Origin of the sequence: Streptosporangium amethystogenes subsp. fukuiense (genome assembly GCF_042665875.1) — a bacterium.
Classification (GTDB): Bacteria; Actinomycetota; Actinomycetes; order Streptosporangiales; family Streptosporangiaceae; genus Streptosporangium; species Streptosporangium fukuiense.
In genome coordinates this window covers 3,701,684-3,727,642 of record NZ_JBHTEE010000001.1, presented here as the reverse complement: position 1 = coordinate 3,727,642, position 25,959 = coordinate 3,701,684, and the positions used below count along the sequence as shown (strand labels likewise).

Below are 25,959 nucleotides of genomic sequence, written 5' to 3'. Positions count from 1 at the left end.
CCGGTGCCCCGCCGGCTTTCCCAGTCGGTTGCAAGCCGGTTCCCAGCTCCGTCCGGCACCGTGGTGCGCACGTGCGACGGCGAGGACCGCCGCCGTTCATGGTATTCCGCCGACCATGAAACGAAGGTGCTTGTGAGGCGCGTCATGCCCCTGCTCGTCCTCGGCCCGCCGGCCACGCCGTCACCGGGACCCGCCCATGCGGCCGAGTACGGCCATCTGGTCGTCCAGAGCATCCAGGCCGACAGGACCACCCGCACCGGGCCGTGCCGGCGAGACGAGGGGCGGCTGCCGTGACAAGGATCTCGATCGACGACATGTCCACCGAGGATCTCCTGGCGGGCGCGTCGCTGGGGGAGTTGTTCGCCGCCTCGGCGGCTCGGGACCCTGATGCGGCGGCCGTCGTCTCCGACGGCCGCTCGGTGTCGTACCGGGAGCTTGACGGATGGTCGGACCGGCTCGCGCAGTGGCTGAGCGAGCGGGGGGTGCGGCCGGAGTCGCGGGTGGCGCTGGTGCTGCCGCGCTCGGTGGAACTGGTGGTCGCGGTGCTGGCCGTGACCAAGGCGGGCGGCGTGTTCGTGCCGGTGGATCCGGCCTATCCGCCACCACGGCAGGAGTTCATGCTGGCCGACGCGGCCCCGGTGCTGGTGCTGCGGGACACCCTTCCGGACGTTTCGGCACATCCGGCGTTGCCGCGCGCGGCCGGCGGGCCGCTGACCCGGGCGGCGTACGTGATCTACACCTCCGGGTCGACCGGCGCCCCCAAGGGCGTGCTGGTCTCGCATCAGGGGCTGGCGGCGTTGGCGTCGGCGCAGGCGGAGCGGCTGGGGGTGGGACCGGGGGCGCGGATGCTGCAGTTCTCCTCCCCGAGTTTCGACGCGTGGGTGTGGGAGATCGTGGCGCTGGCCTCCGGGGCGACGCTGGTGGTGCCGCCGCCGGGGCGGTTGGCGGGTGCGGAGCTGGCCGACCTGCTGGTGCGGGAGCGGGTCAGCCATGCGACGTTGCCACCGGCGGTGCTGGCGACGGTTCCGGTGGTGGAGCCGGCGGATCTGATGACGCTGGTGGTCGCGGGTGAGGCGTGCGGCCCGGAGCTGGTGGAGCGGTGGGCACCGGGCCGGCGGATGGTGAACGCCTACGGCCCGACGGAGTCGACGGTGTGCGTGTCCATGTCGGTGCCACTGCAGCCGGGTGGTGGGGCGCCGATCGGTCGCCCGGTGCTCGGCACCCGGGTGTATGTGCTGGATGAGGGTTTGCGTCCGGTGCCGCCGGGTGTGGTGGGGGAGTTGTACGCGGCCGGTGCGGGGGTGGCCCGGGGCTATCTCAACCGGCTGGGTTTGACCGCGGAGCGGTTCGTGGCCGATCCCTATGGTCCCGCCGGGTCGCGGATGTATCGCACGGGGGATCTGGCCCGGTGGAACGCCGATGGTGAGCTGGAGTTTCGGGGTCGTGCCGATGAGCAGGTGAAGGTGCGCGGGTTCCGGGTCGAGCCGGGTGAGGTCGAGGCCGTGTTGCGTGGTCATGAGGGGGGGCGGGACGCGGCGGTGGTGGTGCGTGAGGGGCGTCTGGTCGCTTATGTGGTGGGTGACTCGGCGGGGGTGCGGGAGTATGTGGCGCGGTTGCTGCCGGATTACCTGGTCCCGGCGGTGGTCGTCGCTTTGGAGGGGTTGCCGTTGACCGTCAACGGCAAGCTCGATCGCAGGGCCCTGCCCGACCCGGAGTTCTCCACTGCGGGCGGCCGCGGTCCGCGGACCGCGCGGGAGGAGGTCCTGTGCGGGTTGTTCGCCGATGTGCTCGACCTCGCCGAGGTCGGGGTGGAGGACAGCTTCTTCGACCTGGGCGGGCACTCGCTGCTGGCGACCCGCCTGGTCAGCCGTATCCGCGCGGTTCTGGGGGCTGAGGTGCCGATCCGGGCGCTGTTCGAGACCCCGACCGTGGCGGGCCTGGCACGCCACATCGAGCACGGCGACGGCCGGATCCGCCCGGCCCTGACCCGCCGGGAACGCCCCGCCCCCCTGCCCCTGTCGTTCGCGCAGCAGCGGTTGTGGTTCCTGCACAAGCTGGAGGGCCTGTCGCCGACGTACAACATGCCGCTGGCGCTGAGGCTGACCGGAGATCTGGACCAGGCGGCGGTCCGCGCCGCGCTGGACGACGTGGTGGCACGGCACGAGTCGCTGCGCACCGTCTTCCCCGAGGTGGACGGCCGCCCGGTGCAGCGGATTCTCCCGGACGCCGAGAGTTCCGTCGGCTGGCAGGTGCACACCGTCGTGCCCGATGAGCTGGATACCGCCTTGGCCCAGGCCGCCCGGTACGCTTTCGCGCTCGACAAGGAGATCCCGGTGCGTGCCGACCTGTTCGTCACCGCTCCCGGGGAGTCGGTGCTGCTCGTCCTGATGCACCACATCGCGGGTGACGGGTGGTCGTTGGCGCCGTTGGCGCGGGATCTGGTGCAGGCCTATGCCGCTCGCCGCGCGGGTGAGGCCCCGCGGTGGGTGCCGTTGCCGGTCCAGTACGCCGACTACACGTTGTGGCAGCGGGAGATGCTGGGTGCCGACGCCGACCCCACCAGCCGGTTCGGGCGGCAGCTGGCGTACTGGACCGAGCATTTGGCCGGATCGCCCGAGCGGCTGGAGCTGCCGGTGGACCGGCCGCGTCCGGCGGTGACCTCCTACGCCGGGGGGAACCTGGCCTTCCGGCTACCGGCCGGGCTGCATGCCGGGGTGGTCGGCTTGGCGCGGCGGTCGGGTGCGACGGTGTTCATGGTGTTGCAGGCGGCGATGGCGGCGTTGCTGACCCGGCTGGGGGCAGGCAGCGACATCCCGCTGGGCGGCGGTATCGCCGGGCGTACCGACGAGGCGTTGGAGGATCTGGTCGGGCTGTTCGTCAACACGCTGGTGTTGCGCACCGACACCAGCGGCGATCCGAGCTTCGCCGAGCTGCTGGGGCGGGTGCGCGAGACCAGTCTTTCGGCGTACGCCCACCAGGATGTGCCGTTCGAGCACCTGGTGGAGGTGCTGAACCCGCAGCGCACCACCGCCTACCACCCGTTGTTCCAGGTCGCCTTGGTGTTGCAGAACACGCCCCGATCGGCGTTCGCCCTGCCCGGCCTGCGGGTGGAACCCGTTTTCGTCGGTACCGGCACTGCCCGGTTCGACCTGTTCTTCTCGCTCACCGAGACGTCGGATGAGCGCGGTGGCCCGGCCGGGGTGGCGGGATCGGTGGAGTTCTCCACGGAGTCGTTCGATCCGGACACGGTGGATGCGCTGGTGGGGCGGTGGGTGCGGTTGCTGGAGGCGGTGGTGGCCGCCCCGTGGCTGCGGATCGGTGAGGTGGAGCTGCTGTCGGAGGGAGAACGGGCCCGGCTGGTGCCGCGGACGCCGGAGGCGGTGGTGGTGCCGCGGGACCTGCCCGCCCTGGTCGCCGGTCATGACCCGGCCGCCACCGCGATCGAGTCGGGGGAGCGGTCGCTGTCATACGGCGAGCTGGAGGAGTGGTCGGATCGGCTGGCGTACTGGCTGGGTACGCAGGGCGTCGGGGTGGAGTCGCGGGTGGCGTTGGTGTTGCCGCGGTCGGTGGAGTTGGTGGTCGCTGTGCTGGCGGTGGCCAAGGCCGGTGGGGTGTTCGTGCCGGTGGATCCGGGTTATCCGGTTGAGCGGCGGGAGTTCATGCTGGCCGACGCGGCTCCGGTGGTGGTGTTGCGGGATGGTTTGCCGGATGTCTCGGCCTGCCCCGCTGCCGCGCCGGCCGGGGCGCCGGTGGGTGGGATGGTGTCGCGGGCGGCGTATGTGATCTACACCTCGGGGTCGACCGGCGTGCCGAAGGGTATGGTGGTCTCGCATCGGGGGCTGGCGGCGTTGGCGATGACGCAGGCGCGGCGGCTGGGCGTGGGGCCGGGGTCGCGGGTGTTGCAGTTCTCTTCTCCGAGTTTCGACGCCTGGGTGTGGGAGCTGGTGATGGCGCTGGGGTCGGGGGCGGTGCTGGTGGTGCCGCCGGGTGGCCGGGCGCTGGTGGGTGAGGAGCTTGGCGGGGCGTTGGTGTCGGGCCGGGTGTCTCACGTGACGATGCCGCCGTCGGTGCTGGCCACGGTCGCGCCGGCTGATCTCGCGGAGCTGGGTGTGGTGGTGCTGGCGGGTGAGGCTTGCCCGCCGGAGCTGGCGGGGCGCTGGTCGCGGGATCGCGCGGTGGTGAACGCCTACGGGCCGACGGAGTCGACGGTGTGCGTGTCGATGAGCGGTCCGCTCAGCGGCCAGGTCGCCCCGATCGGTCGTCCGGTGCTGGACACCCGGGTGTATGTGTTGGATGAGGGTTTGCGTCCAGTGCCGCCGGGTGTGGTGGGGGAGTTGTACGCGGCCGGTGCGGGGGTGGCCCGGGGCTATCTCAACCGGCCGGGTTTGACCGCGGAGCGGTTCGTGGCCGATCCCTATGGTCCCGCCGGGTCGCGGATGTATCGCACGGGGGATCTGGCCCGGTGGAACGCCGATGGTGAGCTGGAGTTCCGGGGTCGTGCCGATGAGCAGGTGAAGGTGCGCGGGTTCCGGATCGAGCCGGGCGAGATCGAGGCCGTGCTGCGGGAGCATCCGGCCGTGTCCGACGCTGTCGTGATCGCGCGCGAGGACCAGCCGGGCGAGCGCCGCCTGGTGGGTTACGTCGTCCCGGCCACCGATGACGTCGAGGACGGCGCGGCGGGCGAACAGGTCGGTGAGTGGCGTGACATCTACGAGTCCGCTTATGCCGCCGTGTCGTCGGGGGTGGACTGGGGTGACGAGTTCACCGGCTGGGACTCCGGCATCACCGGGGATGCGATCCCGCTGGAGGAGATGCGGGCCTGGCGCGATCACGCGGTCGGTAACATCCTGGTCCACGCTCCGGAGCGGGTGCTTGAGGTGGGGGTGGGGTCGGGTCTGCTGCTGTCTCGGATCGCGCCGCGGGTGAGCGAGTACTGGGCCACGGACTTCTCGGCGCAGGCGATCGCGCGGCTGACCGCTCTGACCGCCGACTGGCCGCAGGTGCACCTGTCCTGTCGGCCTGCCGATGACGTCACCACTCTGCCCACCGAGCACTTCGACACGATCGTGCTCAACTCGGTGGTGCAGTACTTCCCGTCCGCGGCGTATCTGGCCCGGGTCCTCGGCCGGCTCGCCGGCCTGCTCGCCCCGGGTGGCCGGATCGTGGTCGGCGACGTCCGCCGCCACGGCACCCTCCGGCTCCTGCAGGAGCAGGTTCAGCGGGCCAGGCTTGCGCACGCCTCGGCAGCGGTGATCCAGGCGGCGGTCGATCACGCGGTTCTGGTGGAGAAGGAACTGCTGCTGGAGCCGGGCTGGTTCCAGCGGTGGGCCGCCGAGAACGGTTTCTCCGCGGAGATCAGGCTCAAGCGGGGAAGGGACCACAACGAGCTGACCTGCCATCGGTACGAGGTCAGCCTGTACTCCTCCGGTGTGGCCGCGCTCGACGTCGCCGACCTGCCGGCCGTCACCTCTCTGGACGAGGTCGAGATCCTTCCGGTACGGGTGACCGGCTTGCCCAACGCACGCCTCAGCGGCGACGGGGTGGACCCCGAACAGGTGCATGCCTGGGGCGCCGAGCACGGGTATCGGGTCATGACCACCTGGGCGGCGGAAGGACCGGATCGTTTCGACGCCGTCCTGCTCGCCGCGGAGGACACCTCGCGGCTCACCGGCACCTGCCGAGTGGCGGACACCTCGGCGAACGAACCCTTGGCGGCCCGGAACGTGGACGCGGTCGTGGCCGGTCTGCGTGATCATCTGGCCGAGCGGCTACCCGAGTACATGGTCCCGGCCGCGGTGGTGCCGATCGGCGCGATCCCGCTGACCCCCAACGGCAAGCTCGACCACAAGGCCCTGCCGGCCCCAGCCTTCACGTCCAGGACGTTCCGCGCCGCCCGCTCTGGCACCGAGGAGACCTTGAACCGCCTGTTCGCCGAGGTACTCGGCGTCCCGCGAGTGGGTGTGGACGACGGCTTCTTCGATCTGGGCGGGCACTCGCTGCTGGCCACGCGTCTGGTCAGCCGTATCCGGACCGTGCTGGGGGTGGAGGTGCCGATCCGGGCGCTGTTCGAGACCCCGACGGTGGCCGGGCTGGCCGCGCGGATCGAGGCGGCCGGCCAGGCCCGGGACCGGCTCGTGCCCCAGCTCCGCCCCGATGTCCTGCCGTTGTCGTTCGCCCAGCAGCGGCTGTGGTTCCTGCACCGGTTGGAGGGCCGTTCGGCGACCTACAACATGCCGTTGACCCTGCGCCTGACCGGCCAGGTGGACATCGACGCCCTGCGCCAGGCCTTGGACGACGTGGTGGCCCGTCACGAGTCCCTGCGGACCGTCTTCTCCACGGTGGACGGCCGGCCGCGGCAGGTCGTCCTGCCCAGGGCCTCGGTGCCGTGGCAGGTGGCGGACGTCGCCGCCGGCGAGGTGAGCGACCGCGTCAACGCGGCTGCCCGCCATGGCTTCGACCTGTCCACCGAGGTGCCCGTTCGCGGCGAGGTATTCCGGATCGGTGCCGAGGAGGTGGTGCTGCTGGTTCTGCTGCATCACATCGCGGCCGATGGCTGGTCGACGGGTCCGCTGACCCGTGACCTGGTGGCGGCGTATGTGGCGCGCAGCGCGGGTGAGGCTCCGGTGTGGGAGCCGCTCGCGGTGCAGTACGTGGACTACACGCTGTGGCAGCGGCGTCTGCTCGGTGACGAGACCGACGGCGGCAGTCTGTTCGGCGAGCAACTGGGCTATTGGCGGCAGCGACTGGCCGGGTTGCCGGAGTGCCTGGAACTGCCGGCCGACCGGCCACGCCCGGCGGTGGCGTCGTACCGTGGCGACGCGGTCCGGTTCGAGATCAGCCCCGAGCTGCAGCAGCGAGTCCTGCGGATCGCGCAGAGCACGGGCGCGACGGTGTTCATGGTGTTGCAGGCGGCGTTGGCGGCGCTGTTCACCCGGCTCGGCGCGGGTACCGACATCGTGATGGGGTCACCGGTCGCCGGGCGGACCGATGACGCGCTGGACGATCTGGTCGGGTTCTTCGTCAACACGCTGGTGTTGCGCACCGACACCTCCGGTGATCCGTCCTTCGCTGAACTGGTCGAGCGGGTACGGGAGTCGGATCTGGCGGCGTACGCGCAGCAGGATGTGCCGTTCGAGTATTTGGTGGAGGAGCTCAACCCGCGGCGCTCCGCATCGCATCACCCGTTGTTCCAGGTGATGTTCGCGTTGCAGAACGCACCGATGGGTGACTTCGAGTTGCCGGGTGTGCGGGTGGCCGACGAGCCGGCGCACGCGGGGGTGTCGCGGGTTGATCTGACCGTCAACGTGCTGGAACGCGCCGAACAGGACGGTGGCGCCGCGGGGATCGTCGGCTGGGCGGAGTTCGCCACCGATCTGTTCGACGTGGGCACGGTGAACGGGCTGATGGCTCGGTGGGTGCGGTTGCTGGAGGCGGTCACCACCGACCCGGACGCACCGATCAGCCGGGCTGAGATCCTTACCGACGCCGAGCGGGAGGACCTGGAGCGGTGGTCGGTGAATGAGCGGCGGGTGCCGGTGTCGACGGTGCCGCAGGTGGTGGCGGCGCAGGACCCGGCCGGGCCGGCGGTGCGTCATGGTGATCGCGAGCTGACCTACCAGGAGTTGGGGGAGTGGTCGGATCGTCTGGCCGGGTGGCTGGTCGAGCACGGGGTGCGGGCGGAGTCGCGGGTGGTTCTGCTGATGCCGCGCTCCGCGGATCTGATCGTGGCGATGCTGGGGGTGCTCAAGGCCGGCGGGGTGTATGTGCCGGTGGATCCGGAGTATCCGTCGGCCCGCCGCCGGGCGATCATCGATGACTGCCGCCCGGTGCTGGTGCTGGAGACCCTGCCGGAGTCGGGCGGTGCGGCGAAGGTCACCGTACCGGTGCGGCCGGCCGGTGGCGCGTACGTGATGTACACCTCGGGGTCGGCGGGTGCGCCGAAGGGTGTGCTGGTCACGCACGGTGACATTGTGGCGTTGGCGGCGGATGAGTGTTTCGCGGCCGGTCATGAGCGGGTGCTGTGGCATTCGCCGCAGGTGTTCGACGCCTCGACCTACGAGGTGTGGGTGCCGTTGCTGGGCGGCGGCACGGTGGTGGTGGCCGAGGACGCGGTTGACACCGCGGCGGTGATGCGGGCGGTGGTCGACCACGACATCACCGCCGTGTGGTTGACGGCGGGGTTGTTGGCGGTGGTGGCCGAGCATCATCTGCAGGCGCTGGCCGGGGTGTCGCAGGTGTGGGCCGGTGGGGATGTGGTCTCCCCGTCGGCCGTGGCGCGGGTGCGGCAGGCCCACCCCTCGATCACGGTGGTGAACGGGTACGGGCCGACGGAGGCCACGACCTTCGCGGCCCGTCACAAGGTCGCGGCCGATTTCGGGGGGAGCAGTGTGCCGATCGGTGGCCCGATGGCCGGCATGGGGCTGCACGTGCTGGACGCGGCCCTGCGCCCGGTCGTCCCGGGGGTTGTGGGTGAGTTGTATCTGTCGGGTGCGGGGGTGGCGCGGGGCTATCTGGATCGGCCGGGTTTGACCGCGGAGCGGTTCGTGGCCGATCCCTATGGTCCCGCCGGGTCGCGGATGTATCGCACGGGGGATCTGGCCCGGTGGAACGCCGATGGTGAGCTGGAGTTTCGGGGTCGTGCCGATGAGCAGGTGAAGGTGCGCGGGTTCCGGGTCGAGCCGGGTGAGGTCGAGGCCGTGTTGCGTGGTCATGAGGGGGTGCGGGACGCGGCGGTGGTGGTGCGTGAGGGGCGTCTGGTCGCTTATGTGGTGGGTGACTCGGCGGGGGTGCGGGAGTATGTGGCGCGGTTGCTGCCGGATTACCTGGTCCCGGCGGTGGTCGTCGCTTTGGAGGGGTTGCCGTTGACCGTCAACGGCAAGCTCGATCGCAGGGCCCTGCCCGACCCGGAGTTCCCCGCCACCACCGACGGCCGCGGTCCGCGGACCCCGCAGGAAGAGCTGCTCTGCGGCCTCTACGCCGAGGTCCTGGAACTGCCCCGGGTCGGCGTCGACGACGGCTTCTTCGACCTGGGCGGGCACTCGCTGCTGGCGACCCGCCTGGTCAGCCGTATCCGCGCGGTTCTGGGGGCTGAGGTGCCGATCCGGGCGCTGTTCGAGACCCCGACCGTGGCGGGCCTGGCGCAACGCCTCGCCCTGGATCCGCAGGAGCGGACGTTCGGCGTCCTGCTTCCCCTCCGCGCCGCCGGCCGCCGCGCGCCGCTCTTCTGCGTGCATCCCGGGAGCGGTCTCAGCTGGCCCTACGCGTCGCTCCTGTGGCACATCGACCCGGAGGTTCCGGTGTACGGCCTGCAGGCCCGCGGCCTGCGGGGCGGGGAATCACTGCCCGCCTCGATCGAGGAGATGGCCGCCGAGTACGTAAGCCGGATCCTCAAGGTGTGGCCGGAGGGGCCTTACCGCCTGCTGGGCTGGTCGTTCGGGGGCGTCGTCGCGCACGCGATGGCGGCCCGGCTGGAACAGTCCGGCCGGCGGGTCGAATCGCTCATCCTGATCGACGCGTTCCCGGCGCGCCCACTGGGCGACGACGTCATCGAGAAGGTGGCCGAGGTGGAGATCTCGCGCCTCTACCTCGACATGCTCGGGGCGTTCGAGATCGACACCGCTGAGTACGCGGACCGCACCCTGCGCCACGACGAGTTCGTGCGGATCCTGCGCTCCAGCAACACGGCACTCGCCTCGCTCGATGAGGATCTGCTCGCCGCCTCGTTCCGTGTCATGATCAACAACATCCGGATCGGGGGCCGGTACCGGCACGAGGTGGTGGCCGTGGACACGCTGATCATCGCGGCCGAGCACGAGGATCCGCGGTACACGCTGACAAAGGACACCTGGGGGTCGTACGTGAGCGGTGATATCCGGCTGCACCCGGTGGCCGCGTCGCATCAGCGCCTGCTCAGCCCGGAGCCGCTGCGCGAATACGGCAGGCTGATCGACGAGCGGCTTCGCGGAGACGGGCTCGGCGGCGAACCACGCTGAGCCAGGTGATCGCCGGCCACCCACCGGCCGCCCCGCGTCGTCGCTCCGGCTCGGTGCCTGCTTCCTGTGCGGGGCCGACGGCCGGTGAACGGCGGCCCCGCTGTCTCCTGACCCTCACCCCGCCGGCCGTCATCGGACCGCGCGCTTGAGCTCGCCGCTCTCGCGGGCTGAGGCGTCATCGGCGGCCGGTGGCGGCGACGCCCTCCCGAAGAACGACTACGGCAAGGTGCTCGAGAACACCCTGCGCCGAGTCGAACCGGGACGGGCCGCGCGCCCGTGCCGAGCGGGCGCTGACGGAGAGAATTCGCGCGTGGGGTTCACGGTGCGTCGCGGATCCACGCCGACCTGTACGAGGTCGGCGTGGATCCGTGTCGGGCGCGGGCCGGGCCGGAACGACTCGCCGCCAGGGCGGACGGACGCCGGGATGGCGCGTCCAGCCCGCCGGATGTCAGCCCATGTGCGGGTAGCGGTGGTCGGTCGGCGGGACGAACGTCTCCTTGATCGTCCGGGCGTTGACCCAGCGGGTCAGGTTGAGCATCGACCCGGCCTTGTCGTTGGTGCCCGAGGCGCGGGCCCCGCCGAAGGGCTGCTGGCCGACGACCGCGCCGGTCGGCTTGTCGTTGATGTAGAAATTGCCCGCCGCGAAGCGCAGCCGCTCCGACGCCGAGGTGATCGCGTAGCGGTCCTGGGCGATGACCGATCCGGTCAGCGCGTACGGGGAGACGCCCTCCATCTGGTCGAGCACCGCGTCGAAGTCCGCGTCGTCGTAGACGTGCACGCCGAGGATCGGGCCGAAGTACTCCTTGACGAAGATCTCGTCGGTGGGATCGGCCGACTCCAGGATGGTCGGCCGCACGAAGTAGCCGGTCGAGTCGTCGTACGAGCCGGTCAGCACGTTGATCGAGTCGAGCGAGCGGGCCCGGTCGATCGCGGCCCGGTGCTTGGCGAACGCCCGGTCGTCGATGACCGCGCCCATGAAGGTCGACAGGTCGGCGGCCACGTCGCCGACGGTCAGCGACTCGGCCGTGCCCACCAGTTCGTCGCGGATCACCGACCAGACCGAGCGCGGCACGTAGGCCCGGGAGGCGGCCGAGCACTTCTGCCCCTGGTACTCGAAGGCGCCGCGGACCAGCGCGGTGGTGAGCACACCGGGATCGGCGGAGGGGTGGGCCAGCACGAAGTCCTTGCCGCCGGTCTCGCCGACCAGGCGGGGGTAGGACCGGTAGGAGGTGATGTTGGCGCCGACCGTGGACCACAGGTGCTGGAAGGTCGCCGTGGAGCCGGTGAAGTGGATGCCCGCCAGGTCGGGGTGGGTCGTCGCGACCTCGGAGACGGCGGCGCCGTTACCGGTCACCATGTTGATGACGCCCGGCGGAAGCCCGGCCTCCTCCAGCAGGCGCATGGTGAAGTGCGCGGCGAACTGCTGGGTGGGGGAGGGCTTCCAGACGACCACGTTGCCCATCAGGGCCGGCGCCGACGGCAGGTTCCCGGCGATGGCCGTGAAGTTGAACGGGGTGATCGCCAGGACGAAGCCCTCCAGCGGCCGGTACTCCATCCGGTTCCACACGCCGGGCGACGAGATCGGCTGGTCGCTGAGGAGCCTGCGGGCGAAGTCCACGTTGAAGCGCAGGAAGTCGATCAGCTCGCAGGCCGAGTCGATCTCCGCCTGCTGCGCGGACTTGGACTGGCCCAGGATCGTCGCGCCGTTCAGCGTCTGCCGGTAGGGGCCGGCCAGCAGGTCGGCGGCCCGCAGGAAGATCGCGGCCCGCTCGTCGAACGGCATGGCGCGCCACGCGGGCGCCGCCCGCAGCGCGGCGTCGATCGCCGCGCGCACGTCGCCGGCGGTGGCGTCGGCGGTGCGGCCGAGCACGGAGGCGTGGTTGTGCGGCTGGACCACGTCGATCGGGGCGCCGCCGCCCATCCGCTGCTCGCCGCCGATCGTCATCGTCAGATCCAGCTGGGCCCCGGCCAGCTCCTTGACGCGGTCCTCCAGCGCGGCGCGCTCGGCACTGCCCGGCGCGTAGCCGAGCACCGGCTCGTTGATCGGGGCGGGAACTGCGGAGATGGCATCCATCACTTGCCTCCAAGGGCACGAAGAAAGAAGGCGATGTTCGCCGGACGCTCGGCCAGCCGGCGCATGAAGTAGCCGTACCAGTCGTCGCCGTAGGGGATGTAGACGCGCATGACATGGCCGGCGCCCGCCAGCGCCTGCTGCCGGTCCGTCCTGATGCCGTAGAGCATCTGGTACTCGTAGTCACCGGGGGAGCGGCCGAACCGGTCGGCGAGCGTCTCGGTGATGGAGATCAGCCGGTCGTCGTGCGTCGCCACCATCGGGTAGCCGGCACCCGACATGAGAATGCGCAGGCAGCGCACGTAGGCCCGGTCGACCTCGTTCTTGTGCTGGTGGGCCACCGAGGCGGGTTCGGCGTAGGCGCCCTTGACCAGGCGGACCCGGGAGCCCCGATACGCCAGGTCGCGGCAGTCGGCCTCGCTGCGGAACAGGTAGGACTGCACCGCGACGCCGACGGAGGGGAAGTCCTCGCGCAGGGCCCGCAGCGTCTCCAGCGTGGAGTCGACGGTGGTGTGGTCCTCCATGTCGAGGGTCACGTTCGCCCCGCAGGCGCGGGCGGCCTCGCAGATCTGCCGCGCGTTCTCCAAAGCGATCTTGTCACCGTCGGTGCCCAGCGCCTGACCGACCGCCGAGAGCTTCACCGAGACCTCGGCGCGGTCGCCGAGCCCCAGCTCGCCCAGGGGGCTGAGCAGGGTGGCGTACGCCCTGGCCGTCTGTGCGGCGGCGGCGGCGTCCTTCGTCTCCTCACCCAGGTGGTCGACGCTGACGGCCAGGCCCGCGGCGGCGAGGTGACGGATCGCCTCGACCGCGTCCTGGGGCGTCTCGCCCGCGACGAAGCGGTCGACGACCTTGCGTGTCAGTGGTACGCCGGAGACCGCGCGCCGTACCAGCGGTAACCGGGACGCGCCGAGAAGGAGGGAACCGAGCATGTCTTCACCCTAAAACCCTGGTCAGGCCGACCGTCATGTGCATCTGCCACGACCGGCGGGAAGAGTGTTCATACACATGTACAACAATGGTGAGGTGTTGCAGGAGACAGTCGACGAGATCGCCGCCAGGCTCGGTGCCTCCGCCACCCTGGAGGACCGCTCGTTCCAGCTCCTGGCCTATGCCGCGCAGAGCGGTGACATCGACATGGTGCGCCAGGAGTCCATTCTGCGGCGCCGCGCGACCGACCAGGTGCGGGCCTACTTCGAGGGATACGGCATCGCCGGCGCCCACGGGCCGGTGCGCATCCCCGCCGACGCCGACCTGGGAGTGCTCGCCCGGGTGTGCGTGCCGCTGCGGCACCGTGAGGTGACCTACGGCTACCTGTGGCTGCTCGACGACGGCACGCTCGGCGACGACGTCCTGGCCTCGGTCGGCGATCTGGTCTCCCGGGCCGCCGCGGCCCTCGCGCAGGAGGCCCGCAGCCGCCAGGACATGGGAACGAGCCTGCGGAGGCTGTTCTCCTCCGACACCGAGGAGCGTTCCTGGGCGCTGTCCAGGCTGGACGTGCGCGGCCCGGTGACGGCGATCGCCGTCCGCAGCTCACCGGACCGGGTCGCCGCCCTCTGGACGCTCCCGCGCGGCGTGCTCGCCGATCCGGCGTTCCCTGCCGGGGACGAGCCGCTGGTCGCGCTGCTGGTCCCGGCCGGCCAGGCGAGGGAGTTGGCGGGCCGGATCCAGGGCATGTACGGCACGGTGGTGGGTGTCGGCGCCCCCCGAGACGATCTCTCCCAGGTCTGGCGGAGCTGGCGGGAGGCCGTGCACGCGCTCGGCGTCGCCGGCCGGGTGCCCGCGCTGGGGCCCGTCGCCGCCTGGTCGAGGCTGGGGGTCTACCGGTCGCTCGCCCGCATGTCCCAGGCCGGGCTGCGGGAACTGGCGGAGGAGGTCGCCGGGCTGGCCCGGGACCCGGAACTGGTCAGGACCGTGGAGAGCTATCTCGACCGCGCGGGTCACGTCCAGGAGACCGCCACCGCGCTCGGCGTGCACCGCCAGACGCTCTACTACCGGCTGGCCAAGGCCGAGCGGCTCACCGGCCGCGACCTCGCCGACGGTGAGAACCGCCTGCTGGTCCACCTCGCCCTCAAGGCGATCCGCCTGCTCTGAGAAGGCCCCGGCCGCGCTAGACGGCGGCCCGGTAGATCTTCACCCAGTCCACGTACATGCTGACCGTCGGCGGAGTGGAACGGTTGCGGCAAGGCGACCACTCGTTGCACGTCACGTCGTTCTGCAGCGCCAGGTGCATGGGGCGACCCGTCGGCACGTTCGGCCCCCGGTAGTCCCACACCTTCCTGCCGTCCAGCCAGAACGTCAGCCGTCCGGGCAGCCAGTCCACCGCGACCGTGTGCCACCGGGTGAAGTCGGCCCTCATCTGCCGCTGGGCCTGGGGCTCGTCGCCACGGTGCACGAAGATCCCGCCCGACCTGCGGGCCGGGTCGATGATCTCGGCGAAGTCGATCTCCGCGTACTCCCCGCCCCTCTGGTCGGACGGCCAGAGCAGGGCCACCGGGGTGTAGCCGGCGCCGCGCTCGGCCCGCAGCCGCACCTCCCAGCGTCCGTACCGTTGCGCCGAGCGGGTCGCGATGCCACCGGACAGGTCCCTGCCCGACACGATGCCGCCCTTGAGCCGCAGGACGCCGTCGCCCACGCTCGTGGCCCGCCCGGTGCGCGGGTTGGTCTCGGCGTTGGGGGAGTGGTAGACGACCCATTTACGGCCGTCGACCCGGGTGCCGCCGAAGTTCTCCACCAGGACGGGGGCGCCCCACCCTCGCTCGGCGGACGCGCTCGGTGCCGGCAGCGCGGAGAGCGCCAGGGCGGTGGCCAGGATGCCCAGGAACGTGCCACGAATTGACATGGGCCCATCAAAGCAACGATCGCACTCGAGTAACAGTGGTATTCCGTTTTCGCATCCGTCCCACGAATCCGAAGGGTGCTAGTTCGGGCAGGTTGTGCCACGATTTCGGACATGAGCGACATTGATGCCATACGGCGGGCACTGGCCAGGCTGGTGGAGTCCGGTGAGCTCCAGGCGGAGCAGGTGGAGCCGGTCACCCGCGCCGTGGGCGAGGCGCTGCGCGACCGGGGCGCCGGGGACCGGGTCAGATGGAGCGAGATCCTCGCGTACGTCGGCGGGGGACTCGTCCTGGCCGGTGCCGCCGCATTCGTCGCCCTGGGCTGGGATCGGATGACCCAGTCGACGAGGATCACGGTTCTCGCCGTGGTCACCGCCCTGCTGCTGGCGGTGGCCGTGGGGCTCGGCAGGGCCGCGCGGTCCGCGACTGGCAGGACGGCCGCCGTACAGGGCAGGGTCGCCGCCACGCTCGCCGCGCTGGGTTCGGGCACCGCCGCCCTCTGCGCCGGGGTCGCCGCCGATCACCACGAGGGACTCATCGGCGGCGCGGCCGGACTGGTGATCGCGGCGGGGGCGTACGCGCTGCTGCCCACCGCGATCGGCCTGCTGGCCTGTGGCGGGTTCGCCCTGGTCACGGTGACCGGCCTGCTGGATCTCTCGGTCGGGGGAGAGGGCGCGGGTTGGGGTCTCGCCTATGTCGCGCTGGGGGTGCTCATCCTGGCGCTCGCCCTCGCCGGGCTGCTCGTCCCGCACGATCTGGGGCTGGGCATGGGCGCGGCCATCGCGCTCTTCGGCGGCCAGTGGCCCGTCCTGTGGGACGGGGAGGCCTGGGGATACTGGCTGACCGCGGTGATCGCGCTGGCCTGCCTGTCGCTGTACGGGCGCCGGCGCACCTGGGTGCTGATCGTCAGCGGCGTGGCCGGGCTGACACTCGCCGTTCCCGAGGCCGTCTGGGACTGGACGGACGGGGCCGTGGGCGGCGCGGTGATCCTGGTCCTGGCCGGCGTCGTCCTGCTGGCCGCGAGCGGTCTCGGGGTCGTGCTGCACCGCCGCGCGTCCCAGTCGTAGGCCGCCTCCCGGACATGTGAAGGACCGGGACTCCGGCGGGAGTCCCGGTCCTTCACATGTGACGGGTGGCCGGTGGTGCCCGGCGGGCGCGGCGGGCGCGGTCAGCGGGCGGAACCGGAGAGGGCGACCTCGTAGACGTGGACGAGTTCCTGGCTGATCCGCTCCCACGAGTAGCGGGACCGGGCGCGGTCGGCGCCGGCGAAGCCGAGCGCGGTGCGGCGGGTCGGGTCGGCGAGAAGCTCGCGGGTCAGGCGGGAGGTCTGCGCGGGACGGTCGGCGGGCACCAGCAGGCCGGTCACCCCGTCCACCACGGAGTCGAGGTGGGCGCCCACCGCGGAGGCGATGACGGGCACGCCGCAGGCCATGGCCTCCAGCACGACGACGCCGGCCGGAGCCTCCTGGGGCAGGGAGACGACCACGTCGGCGCTGCGCATCAGCTTGGCGACCGCGGAGTGCGGGATGTGCCCGAGAACGGTGATCCGATCGTCGACGCCGATCTCCTTGGCCAGCAGCATCATGCGGCGCGCGTCGGCGTCGTGCTCCAGGTCCGCGGTCGCCGGGCCACCGGCGATGATCAGCTCGGCGTCGGGGATGCCCTCCAGGGCGCGGATCGCGGTGTGCACACCCTTCTCCGCGGTGAGAGGCCCGACGTGCAGCAGGCGGGGACGGGTACCGCGGGCGGAGGCCGGGCCCTGGCGGCGGAACCGCTCGACGTCGACACCGCGTGGGATCACCGAGATGCTGCGGCGCGGCACGCCCAGCCGGATCAGCGAGCTCTCCTCGTCGCCGCACCCGGCGATCACCGCGCTGGCCCGGCGCCCGATGGCCCGCTGCAGCCGTACTCGCTTGGCGTCGCGGGGGTGCTCGCTGCTGAACGTCTGGGTGAACGGCACGTTCAGGCCGTTCGCCCCGGCGATGGCGGCCAGCCCGCCGGTCCAGGAGTGCGCGTGGATGACATCGGGGCGATCCTGCCCCCAGCGGTGCATCAACTGGTCGCCGAGGTCGGAGATGTAGGGCAGCACGCCGTCTTCCGGAAGATCCTGCGCGGGTCCGGCGGTCAGATGCTCAAGCGTGACGCCCTGCGACACACGAACTTTGGGCTTGTCAAGGTCGGAGTTTCTCCGGGCGTAGATGGTGACCTTGTGCTCCCGGCCGAGTTCCCGGGCGACGGCCATCAGGTGAGCGCGCTGGGAGGCGAGGTCGGACTCGTCCTGGGTGGAGGAGAGAGCCTCGGAGGAGACGAATGCAATGTTCACGGCACACCTCTGGGAGGAGATAGGCATGGAAAGCCTGTTATTCCTTCAGGGGTGCCTGCGTCTTAGGCACACGTCTGCATTGCCCTAACCATACCCCGATCCGGCCCAGTGCCAAACCCGCGGGCCGAATGCGGTCTCGACATCTCTTGACCGAGTCACACGACACGCAGGGCGAGTATCACGATCTCGTCCCAGACCCTCCCGCCGGAGAAGGCGTGCCGGTCCTCCTCCACCGTCTTGACGATCTCGGCGGGCGAGCGTGTCACACAGCGTGCCAGCACGTCGGCCAGCCTGGTCTCGCCGTAGGGCTCACCGAGCTCGTTCTGCGAGGCGACCAGGCCGTCGGAGTAGAACACCAGGGTCTGGCCGGAGGCCGGCGTGAGCTCCTCGGTGAACATCTCGGCCTCGGCGGCGATGCCCAGCGGTACGCCGCCCCCAGCGGTGAACCGCACCCCGCCGTCGGGCTGCAGCAGCGCGGCGGGGTGGTGTCCCGCGCTGGCCAGCCTGATCTTGCGCGCCCGGATGAAGCCGGTCACGGCCATCACGAACATGCCGTTGTGCTGGGCGGTCAGGGCCTGGTTCAGCTTGCGCATCACCTCGCCGGGGTCGGACTCCCAGACGCTGAGCACGCGCAGCCCGTTGCGGACCATGGCACTGACCGACGCGGCCTCCTCGCCTTTGCCGGCGGCGCCCCCGAGGGCGAAACCCCACCCGTCCCGGGTGGGGAAGACGTCGTAGAACTCGGCGCCGACCGGGCTGGAGCCCGCGTTGTAGATGGCGGCGGCCTCGAATCCGGGGATGTCCGGCAGGCTCCGGGGCACCACGCTGGTACGCAGCGCGTCGGCGGCCCGCGAGCGGGTCTGGAAGCTGCGCCGGGCGCGCAGCGCGAGCCCCAGGTGGACGCCGATCTCCTCCAGCACCCCCAGATCGGCCAGCGAGAACGGCTCCCGGTCGCGCAGGCGCACCAGGGTCAGGGAGCCCAGCACGTCGTCCTCGCCGCCGATCGGCACGATCAGCACCGAGGCGGCGTTCATCACCCGCAGCAGGGGCGGCCCACCGGGGACGTCGCCGAGCAGCCTCTCGTCCTCCAGCATCTCGTGCACCACGCCCGAGCCGCCGGTCAGCACGTGTGCGATGGCCGGTGCGGCCAGCGGTTTCATCTGTTCGGCGAGGCGGACCAGCTGGGTCACCGGCTTGTCGCTCGGGCCGAGCACGCAGGCGCGGGCGGGGACGCCGTCGCGGATCACATCGGCGATCACCCAGTCGGCCGACTCCGAGGCCAGCAGTCGCGCGGCCCTGGTGACGGTCACCGGCTGGCGCAGGCTCTCCTCGTCGAGCAACAGGCGGGTCATCCTGGCCAGCAGTTCCTGCCGGCGTGCCGCGGCCATGACCAGGGTGGCGTCCGACCGGTCGGCGGGACCGTGGGGCGGCCCGGCCACCTGCGCCTCCAGTGGCAGGATCATGACCGCGACCATCTCCTGCGGCTCGCCCGGCATCGTCAGCCGGGTGATGGCCAGCTGCACCGTGTGCGCGCGGCCCTGGTGGGCCAGCCGTGTCTGGAACGTCGCGGTCTGACCGCCCTGCTGGACCGCCGTCAGGTGCGAGCGGAACGCCGCCCGGCGGGAGACGTCGACGAACAGCGGGAACGAGCGGCCGATCAGATACCCCGCCGGGCTGCCGAGCATCCGGGAGGTCTCGGCGCTGATCCGCCGAACCACACCCGAGGCGTCCAGCACCGCCACCGGGATGGGGAAGGTGCGGAACACCTGCCGCAGTAGCTTGAGTTCCCGCTGCGATCCGCTCTCCCGCTGGCCCGACCGCCTGGGCGCCTTGCGCAGCTCGCGCACGGAGGTCTCCAGCAGCTCGCGGGCGGTGTCGAGCTCCGCCAGCGCCGCGTCAAGTGTGGACCGGGGGTCGGCGGGGTATGCGGACTTCGCCTCGCGCAGGGAGGAGATCCTGGTGCTCAGCGCGCTCAGCGCCTGCTCCAGGCTCTGAAGGCCAATGGCGTCGGTCAATGCTCGTCCTCGTCAGGGGCCGGAGTGGGCTGGTCCCGTCGTAGACGGTACGCCACCCCGGTAGGTCGAATCGATCGCGGTCGGATAGTGGTTAAGTTAGTGACACACGGAGGGGAGTCGCGAGATGGATATGGTCACTCCCGTTCTGGCCCGGGACCTGGCGGCCCTCGGCAGGGTCAGCGAGGAAACATCGAGCGAGAGCGTGCTACGCGGGCTCACGGCAACCCTGGCAGGCGGTGTGCCCGGTTGCGCGGGCGGGTCCGCCGAACTCTGGCGCCAGGAACGCATGGTCGTCTCAGCCTCTCACAGTGAGCTCATCGTGCTCCTCGACGGCGAGGAGAAGTTCGGTGAGGGACCTTCGACCGAGGCCCGCGCCACCGGACAGTACGTGGTCGTCCAGGACGTCCTGCGCGAGTCCCGCTGGCCGGCGTACGCCGGTATGGCGGTCCGCTGCGGCGTCCGCTCGGTTCTGGTGATGCCGATCACCATCGAGCACGCCGTCCTGGTCCTCGGCCTGTACGGTGTGCGCCCCGGCGCCTTCGCCGCCAGGAACATCCCGCCGCTGGCCGACATGCTCGCCGAACAGGCAGGGGTGGCGCTCGCCAACCTGTGGGACTACGACGAGGTCCGTACCGACGCCGCCCAGATGCAGGAGGCCCTGGCGGGCCGGGCGATCATCGACCAGGCCAAGGGCATCATCATGAAGTCCAGCGGCTGCTCGGCCGAGGCCGCCTTCGACGAGCTGCGCCGCATCTCCCAGCACCACCAGGTGAAGGTCGCGGACCTGGCCAGGCTGCTGGTCGACGAGCACCAGCGCAACCAGGGCGAGAAAACCGGCTGAGAGGGCGTCCGCCGGCGCCGTGCCGGGGGCGGTGAGCCGTAGGGACGACCGGGCCCACGGGGCAGGGGGAAGGGAAGCCGATGATCCATCGACGGAGTGGGGGAGTAGGTGGCTGACCTGCTGCGTGTCTCTGTCGCCGAACTGGCGGACGGTGCCGCCGACGGCCCGTTGCTCGACATGTCCAAAGGGGTGTGCGAGCCGATCGTGGGGGTGGAACTGGACGGCGGCGCCGACGCGGTGACGCTGGACCGTGCGGTGACGCGGGCACGCGCCTGTGACCGGCTGCTGATCGGGATCGCCGGGAAGCCGTTGCCCGCACAGGCGGCGGATCTGACGCGCGCGCTGGATCTGACCCTCGCCGGGCCGGCCGGGCCGGCCGGACGCGAGTGCGTCGTCGTTCCCGACCCCGAGGAGCGGCTCACGGCCGTGCACAGCGCGGCGCTGCGCAACCCGCAGGCCTCCGTCGTTCTCGGCGCCCTCCTCAGGATGACGGAGGCGCTGGAGGTCACCACCGCTCTGGACGTCGAATCCCTCGCCTACTCGACCCTGCTCGGCGGCCCCGAGTTCCGCCGCTGGCTTGAGGGCCGTCGTCGCCGGCCGGTACCGGCGACGACGGCACCACCGGTGCTGATCGACCGGGTCGGCGACCGTCTGCTGATCACGCTGAACAGGCCGGAGCGGCGCAACGCCTACGGACGGGAGGTCCGTGACGCCCTGGTCGAGGCCATGCGCCTCGCGGTGCTCGACGACACCGTCACCCGGGTGGTGATCGACGGTGCCGGGCCGTCCTTCTGCTCCGGGGGCGACCTCGACGAGTTCGGCACCACTCCTGATCTCACCACCGCGCATCTGGTGCGCACCCGCGGCGGTGCCGGAAGGCTCGTTCACGAGCTCGCGGACCGGGTCGAGGTGCGCGTGCACGGTAGCTGCGTCGGTGCCGGGATCGAGCTGCCCGCCTTCGCCGGAACCGTGATCGCCGATCCCGGGGCCACCTTCCGCCTGCCGGAAATCGGCATGGGGCTGATTCCCGGCGCGGGCGGCACGGTCGGCATCCCCCGGCGTGTCGGTCGCTGGCGCACCCTCTACCTCGCCATGACCGGCGAGCCCGTCGATGCGGCGACCGCCCTGTCGTGGGGGCTGGTCGACGAGGTCATGCCGTCGGGGTTCGGATGCCCGTCAGGCGGAGGAGGAGCTCATGACGGAGCCATGGCGCCGTCCGGGCGGCCGCGGTAGGCGGAGGGATCCACAGAGAACGCCTTAGCCGAAGGCGGCGATCGCGTCGTCGATCGTGTCGTAGAGGGGCAGCCGCTGGGCCAGACCGGTGATCCACATCACTTTGGTCTTGGCGTACTCCACTCCGATGAGCGCGAACTTGGCGCCGGCGGTGGTGCTGAGCTGCCAGTGGTGGACGATCAGCCCCAACGCCCGCGAGTCCATGAAGGTCACGCCACCCAGGTCCAGTGCCATGTCCAGGCCGTGCTCGCCCGTCTGCGCCGCCAGGTAGTCGGCGAACTGCTCCCTTGTCGTCGCGTCCAGCAGGCCCGTCACCCGGATCACGTTGATCCCACTGACGAGCGCCGACGTGAGAGTCAGGGCTGCAGATCTCTCGCCGTTCTCCGACACCGTCACTCAGAGCCTCCTCGCACCATTCGATTAGCAACCTTACTGTTACCTGCGGGCGAGTAATACTCCAGGATTCAGGGGAATAGTGGAACCAGAGGTCCAGCAGAGGGCCTCGCCTCGAAAATCGGTCGAGGCGATGCCGTCTGCCCGGACGTTGCTCCGTGGTCGGCTCGCCCGACAGTAATACCAGGGAGCAGCAATGTCTGTTCAGGCACTCGACATCACCGACATGACCGCTGAGGACCTCCTCGCCGAGATGTCTTTGCCCGAGGTATCCGACCATCGTGCCGAGCGCCTGCGCGAGCGCATCGTCGAGATGCACCGCCACCTCGCCATGGAGATCGCCCGCCGCTACCGTTACCGCGGCGAGCCGATGGAGGATCTCCTGCAGGCCGCGTACGTGGGGCTGATGAAGGCCATCAACGGCTTCGACCCGACCCTCGGGCACCCCTTCCGCGGCTACGCCGTGGTCACCATGACCGGTGAGGTCAAGCGCCACTTCCGCGACCGCACCTGGGCCATTCGCGTCCCCCGCGTCTACCAGGAGCGCAGGGCCGAGCTGAACCGCCTGGTAGCCGATCTCAGCCAGGAGTTCGGCCGTGCCCCCACGGTCGCCGAGCTGGCCGCGAAGATGCACATCTCCGAAGAGGACGTCCTGCTCACCCTCGATGCCTCCGCCGCCTACAGCGCGCTTTCGCTGGACGCCCCCCTCGGCGCCGACGACGACGCGGCGGCGCTTGGCGACGTCATCCCCGAGGAGGACGACGCGCTGGGCACCCTCGTGGACCGCGAGGCGGTCAAGCCGTTGATCGACAAGCTGCCGACGCGGGAGAAGAACATCCTGCTGCTGCGCTTCTTCGGAAACATGACCCAGGCCGAGATCGCCGCGGAATTCGGGATCTCCCAGATGCACGTCTCCCGTATCCTGCGAAAGGTGCTCGACCAGCTCCGTGCGGAGCTTGTCGCCGAATGCTGAATACACAGCCTGTTACCGGGCACCCCAGTCGGCGACAACGGACGTGGCGTAAGGTGCGTTTGAACGAATCCCGGATGTTGAGGACGACAGCGGACCGGGACAGGGGAGGCGGATCTCGGGTGAACGAGGACGGTGTTCGTCCGGCTCGCTTCACGGCGAGTGGCGCCCGTTCCAGGGTTTCTCCCGCGGGGACCGCCGTGGCCGAACTCGCCTTCTGTCTTCCCGATCTTCCCGACGTACGCGACTTCGCCGCCGTCCAGGCCGTGCGGAGTGGCATGTCACAGGACGGACTCGCCGACTTCCTGGTGGCGTTGAACGAGGTGGCCACCAACGCGGTCACCCACGGCCACGCCACCGCCAAGGCCATGCTGCGGATGTGGACCGTCGACCGGACCCTCGTCGTGGAGATCCACGACGAGGGTCAGTGGGACCCCGGACCGTCCCCGGGGGAGACACCCCCGGGGCCGCACGCGACCAGCGGCATGGGCCTGTGGGTGGCCCGGATGGTCAGCTCCGACATCAAGTTCGAGACCGGGGCCGCGGGCACGTTCATCACCATGTCGTTCAAGGTCTAGCCTCCTCTAGCCGTTCCTCCGGCCGTTCCGGGCCGGAGGAACGGCTTCTCCGTCTGCGCCCGGACTCCGATCCGGGCGCTTTTCGATGTCGATGTACTTCCTGACGGCTGACGCTCCGAACCGTTTTCGGCGGTTCGAACGGGAAGGGGCCCCGTCCATGTGGACGGGGCCCCTTCCCGTTCGACGGTCGTACCGGGGGTCAGCGCCTGCGGCGCCAGCCTCCGCCCCCGGTGGTGGTCCGGGGGCCGGCCGAGCCGATCCCGGCCTGGTGCAGAGCGAGGAGGAGGAGTCCGAGGAGCAGGAAGGTCGTCCCGCTGATCCCGCCGATCCTGGTGTTGACCAGGTCGAGCAGGAGTCCGAGACCGAACACGACGGCGGCGGCGATGGCGAGCATGGTCACCTCGTCCCAGCGGAGATGTGCAGAAGCTGCTCCAGGGTCGCGCGGTAGTCGCGCAGGGCGGTCCGCAGATCCTCGGTGTCGTTCTTCTCGGTGTTCTTCCAGCGTCCCTGAAGCTCGGTGGCCCGGGCCTCCAGGGCGTTCCTGAAGGAGCTCGTGACCTCGTCGAGCAGGGAGTCGGCCCGCTGCACCGCGTCACGCGGGTCGTCGACGAACCCGGCCTGGACCTCCTGCCAGCGCCGCAGCACATCGTCGGAGTCATGGTGGAAGAGGGTCTCGGCCGTGCCGGGTGCCCGGCCGGCCCGGTCGCCGTCGACGAGGGCCGCGTCCTCGTCGAGTACGTCGCCCCGCCGGTCCGCGGCGCTCCCGGGGAGCCCGTGGGTCACCGGGGAGCCCGTGGCGGGCACGGCGTCGTGCACGCCGGTGCCGGTCACGGCTGCGCCCGGGGTGACGGCCGGGTCACCGGGAAGCCCGTCGCCGTCGAGGTCGGCCGGCACACCGCGCCGGTCGCCGACCGGTTCGCCGGTGATGACGTCGTCCCGATCGCCGGTCAGGGGGTCGCGCGTGTCGGCGTCCGGGGCGACGCGCGAGGCGTCACCGTGGTGTGGCTCCTGGAACTCGGGTGCCATGTCCTCGTCGGTCTTGTGGACCAGCCGGTCGTTGTCCGGGTTGAGTCGACTGTTCACGTCGGGTCACCGTCCTTGGGGATCGCGTCGGTAGGCTCGCTCGTTGCCGTCCGTGGTCTCGGGGGCGGCGGCGTTCGTCTGTCTGGGGTCATGGTGACGGGGGTCACGGTCGGCGAGATCGGCGTGCTGGGGACTCCGCTCACCGTTCACCTCGCTGCCGGGAGCCGCGAGCAGTTCCTCGAACAGGGCGCGGTAGTGCACCATGGCCTGCCGGAGCTCCTCGGTGGAGGCCTCCTTGTGGGCGGCCCTGCTGCTGATCTCGTGGGCCTGCCGGTAGTGGTCGAGAGTGCGGCCGTGCGCGACGGACAGGTCGGAGAGCCGCTGCTCGAAGTTTTCGGTCGGGTAGCCCCGCTCGGCCATCACGGAAGTCACCAGATGGTCGGCCTCCGTCACCGCGAAACCGGGAGCGTCCACGAAACGTTCCTGGACCTCCATCCACTTCCGGGCGTAGATCTCGCGTGTCTGAGCGTCCAGAGCGCGGATGTCGAGGGAGCTGAAGCGCTGCTCGCGGGCTCTGAGCTCCTGCTCGGCGTCGCGCCTGCTGTCACGCTCCTGCAGGGTACGTTCGTATTCGGGGCCGAAGCGGTCACGAAGTCGATGCCGGCGTTGCTGCTGCAGCACGAGATAGCCGACTACGGCGATCACCACCACCGCGACGGCCACCCAGATCACGGTGGACATGTCTGCCTCCGGTTGTGTAGGCGCTTGTCCCCGTGCGCTGCCCTGGGGTCAGGCCTCGAAACCGGCTGCCGACATTTATTGCCTTCCCGCCACTTCATCTAGATTTGATGTTTTGGCAGGTCCTGTCGGGTATTGGATATTCTTTTACTGCGTTTTCGAATGCGGTTCCCGGCTTCGGCGGCCGCGTATGAATTCACGTGGCCGGAATCCCGGGCCGACCTCCTACTTACCGGCCTGTGGGCCGGACCTGCACCCTCGGTGTGGGAATCGGAGCGGTCCCCGGAGTGCGAACCGGTGCCTGCTCCCCAGGCCGGGCTCGCACTCCCGAAGGGCGAACCGGTGCCAGGCCCTTCATTCCCGGTCCGCGGAGTGCTCGGCTCTCCCCGGCCGGGGCTGAAGGGCGGCCCGTCAGGCCTGCTCCTCGGGGAGATCGAGAGCTCTGCGGGCCTCGGCCAGCACCCTGGCGGCCAGCCAGTCATCCGTGGAGGCGGGAACCTCGCTGAACCCCCTGCCGGACTCGTACGAGACGTCCAGCCCGGCGGCGACCAGCCGCCCGGCCCAGCGCAGCGCGGTGTTGAGCTTCTCGGTGGGGATCGCCCGCCCCTGCGCCACGGACGACAGGTTCCGCAGGTTCGTCGCGGGCCCCGACTGGCTGTGCGCGCGGTCCAGCTTCCAGGGGATGGCCCGCGAGTGATCGAGCATCGGCTTCGAGAGCCCGGCGGCCCGTTTCGCCTGCAGGATCCCGGACTCGCTCACCCCGAACCGCGCCGCCAGTTCCGCGTTCGACAGCCCTCGTCCGGCCAGTCGCCGCAGCTCCTCCTGGTCGATCAACGCCTTGCGCCCCACGCACCCTCACCTTTCGCGCGATCGCCTGTCCTGACGGACGTCGCCGTGTGCGAAGCCCACCCGATCTGCGCTAAGGTTATGACGTGCACCCGAGAG

18 protein-coding genes are annotated in these 25,959 nt (G+C 70.9%); 8 read left to right on the top strand and 10 right to left on the bottom strand.

Annotated elements, in window-relative coordinates; translation table 11 throughout:
- Positions 1-144: 144 nt before the first annotated feature.
- Entirely contained in the window at positions 145-294 is a 150-nt protein-coding gene (locus ACFQVD_RS15665) for a hypothetical protein (RefSeq protein WP_343963855.1), read from the top strand.
- Positions 291-9,992 (top strand): amino acid adenylation domain-containing protein, encoded by a 9,702-nt coding sequence (locus ACFQVD_RS15660; RefSeq protein WP_386271396.1) that lies wholly within the window; start codon positions 291-293, stop codon positions 9,990-9,992. The genes ACFQVD_RS15665 and ACFQVD_RS15660 overlap by 4 nt, the downstream gene beginning before the upstream one ends.
- Positions 9,993-10,440: 448 nt before the next feature.
- Here ACFQVD_RS15660 and pruA read toward each other — a convergent pair whose 3' ends face one another.
- Together pruA and ACFQVD_RS15650 are read right to left on the bottom strand one after the other, a co-directional pair.
- Positions 10,441-12,066: an L-glutamate gamma-semialdehyde dehydrogenase gene (gene pruA / locus ACFQVD_RS15655; RefSeq protein ID WP_343983570.1), complete on the bottom strand. Its 1,626-nt coding sequence runs from the start codon at positions 12,064-12,066 to the stop codon at positions 10,441-10,443.
- Complete coding sequence (locus ACFQVD_RS15650) at positions 12,066-12,992, bottom strand: proline dehydrogenase family protein (protein ID WP_343983573.1); 927 nt, start codon at positions 12,990-12,992, stop codon at positions 12,066-12,068. The genes pruA and ACFQVD_RS15650 overlap by 1 nt, the downstream gene beginning before the upstream one ends.
- A gap of 94 nt (positions 12,993-13,086) precedes the next feature.
- Between ACFQVD_RS15650 and ACFQVD_RS15645 the strand changes: the two genes are divergently transcribed.
- Positions 13,087-14,154: a PucR family transcriptional regulator gene (locus ACFQVD_RS15645; protein WP_343983575.1), complete on the top strand. Its 1,068-nt coding sequence runs from the start codon at positions 13,087-13,089 to the stop codon at positions 14,152-14,154.
- Positions 14,155-14,170: 16 nt separating this feature from the next.
- On the opposite strand, the gene ACFQVD_RS15640 is transcribed toward ACFQVD_RS15645, so the two are convergent.
- Positions 14,171-14,902 (bottom strand): glycoside hydrolase family 16 protein, encoded by a 732-nt coding sequence (locus ACFQVD_RS15640; protein WP_343983578.1) that lies wholly within the window; start codon positions 14,900-14,902, stop codon positions 14,171-14,173.
- A 111-nt stretch (positions 14,903-15,013) separates the two neighbouring features.
- Between ACFQVD_RS15640 and ACFQVD_RS15635 the strand changes: the two genes are divergently transcribed.
- Positions 15,014-15,967, top strand: coding sequence for a hypothetical protein (locus ACFQVD_RS15635; RefSeq protein ID WP_343983581.1), 954 nt, complete (start codon positions 15,014-15,016; stop codon positions 15,965-15,967).
- 101 nt (positions 15,968-16,068) lie between these two features.
- Here ACFQVD_RS15635 and ACFQVD_RS15630 read toward each other — a convergent pair whose 3' ends face one another.
- Together ACFQVD_RS15630 and ACFQVD_RS15625 are read right to left on the bottom strand one after the other, a co-directional pair.
- Positions 16,069-17,223, bottom strand: coding sequence for a glycosyltransferase (locus ACFQVD_RS15630; protein WP_343983584.1), 1,155 nt, complete (start codon positions 17,221-17,223; stop codon positions 16,069-16,071).
- Positions 17,224-17,378: 155 nt separating this feature from the next.
- The gene (locus ACFQVD_RS15625; RefSeq protein WP_343983587.1) at positions 17,379-19,238 is read right to left on the bottom strand and encodes a SpoIIE family protein phosphatase; all 1,860 of its coding nucleotides are present in this window, start codon (positions 19,236-19,238) and stop codon (positions 17,379-17,381) included.
- A gap of 124 nt (positions 19,239-19,362) precedes the next feature.
- Here ACFQVD_RS15625 and ACFQVD_RS15620 point away from each other — a divergent pair, with 124 nt between their 5' ends.
- Both ACFQVD_RS15620 and ACFQVD_RS15615 read left to right on the top strand, forming a co-directional pair.
- Positions 19,363-20,079, top strand: a complete 717-nt coding sequence (locus ACFQVD_RS15620) for an ANTAR domain-containing protein (protein ID WP_343983590.1) — start codon at positions 19,363-19,365, stop codon at positions 20,077-20,079.
- 108 nt (positions 20,080-20,187) lie between these two features.
- A complete protein-coding gene (locus ACFQVD_RS15615) occupies positions 20,188-21,312 on the top strand; it encodes an enoyl-CoA hydratase/isomerase family protein (RefSeq protein WP_343983593.1) in 1,125 nt (374 codons plus the stop codon).
- A 24-nt stretch (positions 21,313-21,336) separates the two neighbouring features.
- Here ACFQVD_RS15615 and ACFQVD_RS15610 read toward each other — a convergent pair whose 3' ends face one another.
- Positions 21,337-21,708: an STAS domain-containing protein gene (locus tag ACFQVD_RS15610; RefSeq protein ID WP_343983596.1), complete on the bottom strand. Its 372-nt coding sequence runs from the start codon at positions 21,706-21,708 to the stop codon at positions 21,337-21,339.
- 193 nt (positions 21,709-21,901) lie between these two features.
- On the opposite strand from ACFQVD_RS15610, the gene ACFQVD_RS15605 reads away from it, so the two are divergent.
- Complete coding sequence (locus ACFQVD_RS15605) at positions 21,902-22,678, top strand: SigB/SigF/SigG family RNA polymerase sigma factor (protein ID WP_343983599.1); 777 nt, start codon at positions 21,902-21,904, stop codon at positions 22,676-22,678.
- Between the two features lie 197 nt (positions 22,679-22,875).
- Positions 22,876-23,253 carry an ATP-binding protein gene (locus tag ACFQVD_RS15600; RefSeq protein ID WP_343983603.1) on the top strand — a complete coding sequence of 126 codons (378 nt, stop codon included), beginning with the start codon at positions 22,876-22,878 and terminating at the stop codon, positions 23,251-23,253.
- Between the two features lie 199 nt (positions 23,254-23,452).
- Here ACFQVD_RS15600 and ACFQVD_RS15595 read toward each other — a convergent pair whose 3' ends face one another.
- The 4 genes from ACFQVD_RS15595 to ACFQVD_RS15580 all read right to left on the bottom strand — a co-directional run bounded on the left by ACFQVD_RS15595 (position 23,453) and on the right by ACFQVD_RS15580 (position 25,863).
- The gene (locus tag ACFQVD_RS15595; RefSeq protein WP_030918893.1) at positions 23,453-23,647 is read right to left on the bottom strand and encodes a hypothetical protein; all 195 of its coding nucleotides are present in this window, start codon (positions 23,645-23,647) and stop codon (positions 23,453-23,455) included.
- 2 nt (positions 23,648-23,649) lie between these two features.
- Positions 23,650-24,336, bottom strand: a complete 687-nt coding sequence (locus ACFQVD_RS15590; RefSeq protein WP_343983606.1) for a hypothetical protein — start codon at positions 24,334-24,336, stop codon at positions 23,650-23,652.
- 6 nt (positions 24,337-24,342) lie between these two features.
- The gene (locus ACFQVD_RS15585; RefSeq protein WP_343983610.1) at positions 24,343-25,017 is read right to left on the bottom strand and encodes a hypothetical protein; all 675 of its coding nucleotides are present in this window, start codon (positions 25,015-25,017) and stop codon (positions 24,343-24,345) included.
- 408 nt (positions 25,018-25,425) lie between these two features.
- Positions 25,426-25,863 carry a hypothetical protein gene (locus ACFQVD_RS15580; RefSeq protein WP_343983614.1) on the bottom strand — a complete coding sequence of 146 codons (438 nt, stop codon included), beginning with the start codon at positions 25,861-25,863 and terminating at the stop codon, positions 25,426-25,428.
- Between the last annotated feature and the right edge of the window lie 96 nt (positions 25,864-25,959).

Coding starts and splice junctions, on each gene's coding strand:
- pruA (WP_343983570.1), bottom strand. CDS start 12,066: ATGGATGCCATCTCCGCAGTTCCCGCCCCGATCAACGAGCCGGTGCTC.
- ACFQVD_RS15640 (WP_343983578.1), bottom strand. CDS start 14,902: ATGTCAATTCGTGGCACGTTCCTGGGCATCCTGGCCACCGCCCTGGCG.
- ACFQVD_RS15665 (WP_343963855.1), top strand. CDS start 145: ATGCCCCTGCTCGTCCTCGGCCCGCCGGCCACGCCGTCACCGGGACCC.
- ACFQVD_RS15605 (WP_343983599.1), top strand. CDS start 21,902: ATGTCTGTTCAGGCACTCGACATCACCGACATGACCGCTGAGGACCTC.
- ACFQVD_RS15620 (WP_343983590.1), top strand. CDS start 19,363: ATGGATATGGTCACTCCCGTTCTGGCCCGGGACCTGGCGGCCCTCGGC.
- ACFQVD_RS15585 (WP_343983610.1), bottom strand. CDS start 25,017: ATGTCCACCGTGATCTGGGTGGCCGTCGCGGTGGTGGTGATCGCCGTA.
- ACFQVD_RS15650 (WP_343983573.1), bottom strand. CDS start 12,992: ATGCTCGGTTCCCTCCTTCTCGGCGCGTCCCGGTTACCGCTGGTACGG.
- ACFQVD_RS15595 (WP_030918893.1), bottom strand. CDS start 23,647: ATGCTCGCCATCGCCGCCGCCGTCGTGTTCGGTCTCGGACTCCTGCTC.
- ACFQVD_RS15635 (WP_343983581.1), top strand. CDS start 15,014: ATGAGCGACATTGATGCCATACGGCGGGCACTGGCCAGGCTGGTGGAG.